Source organism: Dolichospermum lemmermannii CS-548, assembly GCF_028330815.1.
Lineage (GTDB): Bacteria > Cyanobacteriota > Cyanobacteriia > Cyanobacteriales > Nostocaceae > Dolichospermum > Dolichospermum lemmermannii.
In genome coordinates this window covers 22,659-30,515 of record NZ_JAQMTJ010000224.1, presented here as the reverse complement: position 1 = coordinate 30,515, position 7,857 = coordinate 22,659, and the positions used below count along the sequence as shown (strand labels likewise).

The window sequence follows — 7,857 nt, the reverse complement described above, 5'->3', positions numbered from 1 at the left end:
GTTGATTAACCTTGATTTTGCCTTTGGAACGAGGGGTCAGCCTATCGCCTTAACATCAGTCTTGTTGTTCTCGAAGAGCAAAAAGCTGTTAACTGGGTAGGAAGCCTATACTTACCCGCAAGGGAAGTGTAGGTAGTTCACGATTTCATCAATAGACATCTGAGGACAAGGTAGAGGCGTTCTATAGAACGTCTTTACTCATAATTGCGCCCGAAAACATGGAGATGTCTATTAATATTCTGGAACTATTAGTTCTAAGGTGGGAAAATAAGTGCGGTAACGATTCACATCTCTGGTTAAAAGTATCATATCCATAATTGCCGCATGAGCGCCTATGTAGAAATCAGGTAACGGAGATTTTTTAGTTCCACCTGGTTGACGATATTTTACAAAGCATTTTCCCGCTAAAAATGCTGCTTCCCAAGGTAGGTCTAAACGGTGAAAAAACTTGATAGGTAATATGGCTTCTAGTTCTTCTATCTTTTGAAAACCAATTGAGACTTCGGCATAGATAATGGGATTAATGTTAAGTTTTGTCTTTTCAGCATATTCAGTTAACTTATTAGCTGACCAATCAAACCAATTTGGATCTTCTGTGACAATATCCAAGATTATATTGCTATCAACGAGTATTTCTTTCATTAGTCTTGTCTCGTTAATGCCATTATTTCATCGGTGGTCATTTTGACTGTAGCTTTACCTCGCATCATTTCTATGAGAGTTTTACCTGGGTTGGGTTTCGCTTTGGTTTTTTTTACGTAAACTGCATCTCCGATGATTTCAAATTCTACTTCTGTGTTGGGTGTAAGTCCTAATTGTTCACGTATTTCTACGGGAATAGTGACTTGTCCTTTGGATGTAATTCTCATGGTTTTGATCTCAAGTAAGAAAATTATTACTTTTAGTATTACATAATGGTTTTAAAATTGAATATCCACCCAGTTTTTTGCCTCAGCAAAGCGACTTAAATGTTTGACATTTGTAGTTGCTATCACAATATAGCGACCAGGAAACTCTTCTTTAAGTTTTTGCCAATGACTACAGATAATAATATCAATATCCAAACTTTTATTATCTGCTGTTGGTATTCCTTGACTACGAGCAGAAGCCCAAAGTGTAGATGCTTCTTTTAATAATTCCCAGTCTATAGGTAAAAACGAGATTATTTCTTGGAGTTCATCTAAATTCTGAATACTAGATGATTTAGGTTTATTTTGAGAGATTAAGATTAAACCTCTTCTAATTTCGTAATCACATAATTGAGAAGAACAAATATACACTCCACGAGCAAGCAAAGCATAAAGCCATTCTTCACAATCTTTAGCTGCATCCATTTTATAGGGATTTGTGAGCAGTCCTAGCACACCTGAATCAATAAATACTATCATAATTCTGAATATAATTTTTGTCCTATTGGTCTTTGTGAATCAACTGTTTTTTTAAATTCTTCAAAAAACTCTTGTTGCTGTAATGATTCTTCATCGGACATATTTTTATGTTCTGCAATACGTTCTGCTAAAATTGCCATTGCTTTTTGATTTTTTTGGAGTTGTTCTTGTTGATTCCATGTTGATTTATGGGTGCTAATTGGGGTATTTTGATCTAGTTTTGATTGCAAAATTATTTTCAGATTTTGAGCATCTGATGATTCTAAGTTGATAGGATGAGGATATCCTTCTAAAATTAGTTGATAATCACTATCAATATTATTGTTATTGGGAATTAGGGCAATAAATCGGGTGATGTTGAGGATTTTACCGCTCGGAAGTTCTATGGAGGTGTTCATGGGTTTCTCCTTGGTTTTACTAGTCAATATTTCTTCTATTCTATCAGATAGCAATCCTAAATTAGTTATGAACAACAATATATCTGACTGCTCTAAAAGGATGTTTGAAAAGTGGTATTCCGTAATTTTCATCACATTGCTACCCCCCTTTCTCCTTGTAAAGGGGGGAAACAATAAAAATCCAGTTCCCTCCCCTTTACAAGGGGAGGGTTAGGGTGGGGTAAAAAATATTTGATACATCAACCATAACTTTTCAAACACCCTCTAAGAAGTCGGGGATTTTATCTCTTGCAATAGAATCAGGATGTACACCAATTGTAGTTATACTCAAAGATATTGTTTTAAAACTTCAACTGTAGCCAGTCCAGTTTTTTCCCAACTAAATTGATTTGCTCTTTTTAGACCTTTTTCTGAAAGTTGTTTTCTGGTTTCTGAATCATTAATAATTGTTGTCATTGCTGCGGTGATTTCCCCTGGATTATAGGGATTAATTAAAATAGCAGCATCTCCTGCAACTTCTGGAAGGGAGGAAATATTAGAGGTAATAACGGGAGTACCACAAGCCATTGCTTCTAAAACTGGTAAACCAAATCCTTCCCAAAGACTAGGAAAAACTAGCGCAATTGCTTGATTAATAATTATTGGTAATTCGTCATAGGAGACATAGTTAAGGAATTTAACTAGATGACTTATTCCTAATTCTTGAGTTTGTATTTCTAATAATGGGGAGTAACGTTTATCGTAGGGTCCCGCTAACCATAGTTCATAGTCATTTCTGTGAGGTAATGCGGAAAAAGCGGTAATTAGTCTTTGGAGGTTTTTGTAAGGGTCTTGACGACCGATATATAAGAAGTAATTGCGGGTGGGGAGGTTGAGGAATTGGAAATGTGAGTTATCTCCCGCCAAGAGAATTGGTGTTATTTTATGACTAGGAATTTGGTAAAATTGGGTGATATCATTGGCTGTTGATTCTGATATACAAATAATATGTTCTGCTTGTTTAAAAACTTCAGGAGTATAGTATTTATGGTATGTGGTTAATGGTGACAAGCGGTTAGGAAACCGCAAGGGTATCATATCAAAGGCTGTGACAATAAAACGACAGTTGGTATATAAAGGTGCTTCGGGAATAGGGGAAAATAAAAGTTGCGATTTGAGGTTTTGATAGATTTTTGGTAGTTGGAATTGTGTCCAAACTAAGCGGCGTAAATGTCCTTTTAAACCTTGTTCTGATGTGAGGTTAGGAGGAGTTGGATAACATTTATAGTCAGGGAAAGATTGGGAAGTTAAAAGTATCGAATTAAGTGGTTGTAAGTGAGGTAAAAGATTAAGAGCGTAGGTAGTTGTACCTGTGGGTTTGGTTAGGAGAAATGAAAGATTGATTGATAATGGCATTTTTACTATTGATAGTTGTTAATGATCTTGCTGATTTCTCATATAATCACATATACCATAAATTTTTCCTAATGCAGCTTGTGGTTTGATAATTAACCCTATTGCTGCTTTGATGATTTGTATAATGAGTTTGATCGTAAAAACTGATTTATTTGTATATCTGTTAATTGTGAATAAATAACTATAGGTACTATATCTAATTTTTTTAAAAATGTTTCTGTTCGTAATTGATGACGGTTGATGTATGACACATAATTGTTTAGTAATGGCTATTAAATGTCCTTGATTAACATAACGTCTGCAAAAATCAAGGTCTTCATAGTATAAAAAATAAGCATCATCAAATAAGGGACATTTAGGAAATTTCTTTAAATTAATTATTAAACTACAACCTGAAACCCAATCACAATTAATATAATCCGTGTCGTTATTAGTTAATAAATCTACTTCTGAAATCGCGCCATTTTCAGGAATAAAGTAACCACCAGCAAACCAGATTTTCTGTTCAGGAGTGTAAATAATCGTCCCTACAATTGATAACTCTGGATGTGAATCAAAAAATATTTGAGCTTGTTCTAAAGTATTTTCTGGCAAGAAAGCATCTGGATTAATTATCCAAACTATTGCTTGTTTATTTTGATTATAAATCCATTGTAAACCTAGATTACAACCTCCACCAAAACCAAGATTTTTTTCAGCATCAATAATTATTGTTGATTGATTTTTAAGTTGATAAATTGAATTATCATCAAGTGAATTATTAATGATAATAATTTGGTAACTATCATTGTGAGAAGATGGTAAAGAATCTATCAATTTAGTTATTAAGTGAGTAGAGTAATAGTTAACTGTTAAAAAATATATCATAATAAATTAATTTAAAAATAATTACTTTAAGACAAATATTTAAACGTACAGTTTGTCTAGTTAGGATATCAATTACCATTTTTTAGTAAGCTTCCCTATTAAGCCATGATAAGTTCCTAATAAACAAGCCCATATTTTTAACTGTTTATTCTCGACACTATACACCATAATACGTAAAATACTATCAATCATGTATTTTATTCTTCTTATTAATGAAGATAGGCGATAATGACCTTGGGCAAAACGAATTTCTAGATAAGTGTGGTTACGACAGATATAATAGTGACGTAAGGCAGAATATTGTTGAATATAACGATGCTGATTCAAAAATTTTACCTGAATAGGATTACCAAAGTTATGGTGCATAATAGCCTTAGTAACAATTAAGTTACGAAAACCCCTATTTTTGAGTCGTAAGCCATAATCGAAGTCAATACCATCAATAAACAACTCAGCACAGGGAGGAGAGATAGTTTTAGCAGCAGTTAAAGCAATTAGAGAACCTGATGTAATTGGTGAATCACATTCGTAAAAATCAAGATTTTTATTGTGTTTAAGTGCTACAAAATGATCTTTAAAAAAGACTGCACCTTCTATAACTTTATTGGTTTTGATATCTGAAGCAGTAGGGGCAATAATACCAATTTTGTAATTATCTTGTTGAGATAATTGATGATAAGTATTTAGCAAAATTTCTAGGCAATTTTTAGTGGGAATACTATCTTGATCAAATGTCCATAAAAAATCATATTTCTGCTCAATAGCCCATTTTAATGCTTTTACTAAACCTTCCGCAATTCCAATATTATTCGGATAATGATGAATTAACAACAGTTGACTGTTATTATTCAGTAATAACGGTTTATCAGAATTATCTACTATATATATAGCTATAATTTGAATAGATTGAGATTCAATAGCTTGAATACACCTATTAGCGGATTCTTGATCTTGATAACAAGTGATATAAGCTGCTACCTTTGATTTCATATTATTAAGGGAAAAAGTTCAAAACTTATTGTTATTAAACATTAATACTAAAATCTTCCCTTTCTCTGGTTAAATTAGGATTATAGCAAGGGTCATGTTTAATTATGTCTTTCCATTTTGACTGCATATATTTAACTTCCTTATTAAATCTTGCTTTTTTCTCTGGAGTATCTTCATAGCCTCGACTTTTTGATTCATAATGATATAGTTTAACATGGGGTAAACAGATATTTCTATAGCCCTTATCAATCATTTTAAAACAAAGATCAGTATCATTAAAAGCAACAGCTAAATCTTCTTCAAAACCTCCAACTTCTTCAAAAACTTCTCGTCGACACATTAAGCAAGCGGCAGTTACCGCTGAGTAATTATTAATAGTTTGGATTTGATTAAAATAACCATGAGCTTCACTAGGATAGTTTTTATGACTATGATTAGCCACTCCACCAATACCAGCAGTAACTCCAGCGTGTTGAATAGTGTTATCAGAATATAGCAATAAAGCTCCTACTGCTCCAATATTAGTTCTTTGTGCCTGCTCCACCATAGCATGAAGCCAATCATTATTTATTACTTCTGTATCATTATTAAGAAATAGTAAATATTTTCCCTTTGTTTGTTTAACTGCATAGTTATTAATCTTAGAAAAGTTAAAAGGAATATCTAACACTTCACTTCTAAATCTTTGGGGTTCTTTGATTTTCCATAATTCTATGATTTGCTTAGTTTTTTCTTCTGTACTACCATTATCAATAACTAAAATTTCATAATTGGAATACGTAGTTTTTTCAAAAACTGATTTTAAGCAACTATTGAGAAGATTACCTAAATTTTTAGTAGGGATAATAATACTAATTAAATCATGATTTTTAATTTCATATCTCACATTATTATATCCACCTTGAATGGGAATAACTTTTCCTGTTTCTCCTCTTCTCTCTAACGCATCTTTAATGGCTTTTTGTGCCGCTATAGTTGCATAGTTTTTGGTAGATATATCTTGAGCAGTAGATTCTGAATGAATACGCCAATGGTATAAAATATTAGGTATATGAAATATTTTATCAGTTTTTTCTGTCAGTCTTAAGACTAAATCATAATCTTGACTACCTTCATAACCTCCTCGAAAACCACCTATCTGTTTAACTAATTCTCGACGATAAACTCCTAAATGACAGGTGTACATACGGGATAAGAATGAATCTGGACACCAATCAGGTTTAAAATACGGATCTTGCAGTTTACTTTCTTGATTTATTTTATCCTCATCAGAATAAATCATATCTGCTTCAGGATATTGATTCAGTAATTTTACAACTTCATATAGGGCATGGGGTGTTAATAAATCATCATGATCTAATAATGCTATATATTCTCCCGTTGCTAAATGAATAGCAGAATTAGAGCTAAGAGAAATATGACCATTTTCTTCTCGAAAGACTACTTTTATACGTTTATCTTTATCAAGATATTCAGTTAATAAAAATTGAATATACTGTTTAGTAGAAGCATCATCAGCGATACACAACTCCCAATAAGGATAAACTTGATTTAATACGGAATCTATCGCTTCTTTTAAAAATTCTCCAGGAGTATTATAAACAGGCATAATAATACTAATAACTGGTTTGTATTTCAAGTTCTTGATATTCTCAGCCATTGAAGTTAAATCTATTTTTCGAGGATAATTTTTAGTTAGCCATTTCTGATAATTAATATCGTCACTTAAAGGAATCTTATCTTCTTGTTTCAAGATATTAATAGTATGACTTAAACCATTAGTAAATATAAGAATAAATATTAACTTTAATTTAGCTAAACTTTTAAAAAAAAACCTTTTTATGCTAAATAAAGTTTTAAATTTAAACCACATTTTCCTAAGTTTCCAAAATTTTGTAGTTTCCATAGCCAAAACAATTGCTTGAACTTTTTGATATTCAACTTGATAATTATACAGTTGAGATTGAGTTTGTTCGAGTTGAGATTGTGATCGCTCTAATTCTGAGTGAGTTTGTTGCAATTTAAACTTTAATTGCTGCATTTGTTCCATCTGCTTAGAGTAGCAATCACTTAGTATCTTATATCTTGTTTCTACGGAGCAAGGACTCGCTTTGATAATAAACTGTAAAGTGTCCGCATTTGAATCTTGTTCTATTTGTTGGAGAATATCAATATTGAATTGTTCTTGTTTAATTTTAGGTGTTAAACTGCTATCTGAAAATATTGGCAATTTTGTACAATCAATAACATTTAATATATATCCAGACTTATCGAATAATTCCTCAACAGTTTTTCTGGTAAAAAACCTAAGATGAGTGTTGTCTAGAATTCCTAATTCTGTATATTCAAATTCACCTTTTAGCAAAGCCAGGCGAATTGCTCCATGAGCAATATTTGGAATAGAAGCAACTACAAAACCATCTTCTTTCAAAATCAACTTTGTTTCTTCTAAAACTTTCCAAGGATTACGAAGATGTTCTAAAACATCTCCAAAAATTGCTACATCGAATTTCTGGTTTGGTAAAATTTCTCTTATAGATACGAAATCTAAATCAGCAACTATTACTTCTTGACAATATTGTTTAGCAATTTCAGCAGCTACAGGATTAATTTCAACTCCTGTAACAGTACATCCTCTATTATTAATAATATGAGCAAAATGTCCAGATGCACAACCAAACTCAACTACTTGCTTATTTTCTCCAATAAAATTTAGCATTTTTTTAAGACTATTATTAGCATCAAGAGACTCTTCTGTAACATCAGTAGATAAAGGATAGTTTTTTTTTCCACTTTCATTCATAATCTTATTTATTAAA

At 31.9% G+C, this 7,857-nt stretch carries 8 protein-coding genes; all 8 read right to left on the bottom strand.

Features of this window, described 5'->3' with window-relative positions; genetic code table 11:
* Positions 1 to 231: 231 nt before the first annotated feature.
* Positions 232 to 642 carry a type II toxin-antitoxin system VapC family toxin gene (locus tag PN450_RS15090; protein ID WP_271836808.1) on the bottom strand — a complete coding sequence of 137 codons (411 nt, stop codon included), beginning with the start codon at positions 640 to 642 and terminating at the stop codon, positions 232 to 234.
* The gene (locus tag PN450_RS15085) at positions 642 to 869 is read right to left on the bottom strand and encodes an AbrB/MazE/SpoVT family DNA-binding domain-containing protein (RefSeq protein WP_015080357.1); all 228 of its coding nucleotides are present in this window, start codon (positions 867 to 869) and stop codon (positions 642 to 644) included. Before PN450_RS15085 ends, PN450_RS15090 begins: the two co-directional genes overlap by 1 nt.
* Positions 870 to 920: 51 nt before the next feature.
* Positions 921 to 1,388 carry a type II toxin-antitoxin system VapC family toxin gene (locus PN450_RS15080; RefSeq protein ID WP_271836807.1) on the bottom strand — a complete coding sequence of 156 codons (468 nt, stop codon included), beginning with the start codon at positions 1,386 to 1,388 and terminating at the stop codon, positions 921 to 923.
* The gene (locus PN450_RS15075; RefSeq protein ID WP_271836806.1) at positions 1,385 to 1,786 is read right to left on the bottom strand and encodes a hypothetical protein; all 402 of its coding nucleotides are present in this window, start codon (positions 1,784 to 1,786) and stop codon (positions 1,385 to 1,387) included. Before PN450_RS15075 ends, PN450_RS15080 begins: the two co-directional genes overlap by 4 nt.
* 327 nt (positions 1,787 to 2,113) lie before the next feature.
* Complete coding sequence (locus tag PN450_RS15070; RefSeq protein ID WP_271836805.1) at positions 2,114 to 3,181, bottom strand: glycosyltransferase family 4 protein; 1,068 nt, start codon at positions 3,179 to 3,181, stop codon at positions 2,114 to 2,116.
* A gap of 18 nt (positions 3,182 to 3,199) precedes the next feature.
* On the bottom strand, positions 3,200 to 4,048 hold the full coding sequence (locus PN450_RS15065; RefSeq protein WP_271836804.1) for a glycosyltransferase: 849 nt from the start codon (positions 4,046 to 4,048) through the stop codon (positions 3,200 to 3,202).
* 72 nt (positions 4,049 to 4,120) lie between these two features.
* A complete protein-coding gene (locus PN450_RS15060; RefSeq protein ID WP_271836803.1) occupies positions 4,121 to 5,038 on the bottom strand; it encodes a glycosyltransferase in 918 nt (305 codons plus the stop codon).
* A 34-nt stretch (positions 5,039 to 5,072) separates the two neighbouring features.
* Entirely contained in the window at positions 5,073 to 7,841 is a 2,769-nt protein-coding gene (locus PN450_RS15055) for a glycosyltransferase (protein ID WP_271836802.1), read from the bottom strand.
* Between the last annotated feature and the right edge of the window lie 16 nt (positions 7,842 to 7,857).